Here is a 582-nt window from a genome sequence, read left to right as displayed (position 1 = left end):
CAGACAGAGGGCGCACTTTGAAGGTGGTTTTCATTGAACATCCATCACAAGTTTATGAGCTAAAGACAGCCTACGAGCCCAGCCCAGAAGAGGAACGAATCTATGACAAATACGCCCAACTCATCTGATGACGCTGAACTGTGGGAATCCGGGCAACTGGGAGCTTCAGAAGAACACGTCAGGCCGGTTTCACCAGAGAAGACAAAAGAAATTCAGGACGCACTCGGATTGCAACCAGTTACGGTGCGACTGCAAAAGGAGCTTGTAGAGCAGCTTAAGGTGCTGGCCAAAAAAGAAGGACTGGGATATCAGCCTTTTATTCGACACATACTCACTAGATATGTGCGGGACATCGCGAGCACCGAGAGCAAGCGAGAATCAGCATAGTCAAGCGTTGTGACCCTGATCATCGGCCCTTATAATCCGATTCATGAGTGAACCAGCCCGCGAAATCGAAACAACTCAACCAGTAAGCATTGACGGACTGGATCAACTTTTTGATACCACCCTTAACAGTGTGCAGGGTGTTGAACAGGGTACCCTGTTCGCGATTGCAAATGGTGATGAGCACGGTACCCTGTT

Annotated in this window: 1 protein-coding gene; it reads left to right on the top strand. The window is 49.1% G+C overall.

Going from position 1 to position 582, the window contains the following annotated elements; translation table 11 throughout:
- The first annotated feature begins 102 nt into the window (after window positions 1-102).
- Window positions 103-387 (top strand): ribbon-helix-helix protein, CopG family, encoded by a 285-nt coding sequence (locus BWR59_RS31730; RefSeq protein ID WP_077204217.1) that lies wholly within the window; start codon window positions 103-105, stop codon window positions 385-387.
- Window positions 388-582 lie beyond the last annotated feature (195 nt).

This window comes from Pseudomonas sp. Bc-h (assembly GCF_002080045.1).
Lineage (GTDB): Bacteria > Pseudomonadota > Gammaproteobacteria > Pseudomonadales > Pseudomonadaceae > Aquipseudomonas.
The sequence above is the reverse complement of the archived record's forward strand: the minus strand, read 5'-3'. Positions and strand labels throughout refer to the sequence as shown.

Excerpts from the sequence above, each read along its gene's own strand:
- BWR59_RS31730 (WP_077204217.1), top strand. The coding sequence starts at position 103 with ATGACAAATACGCCCAACTCATCTGATGACGCTGAACTGTGGGAATCC.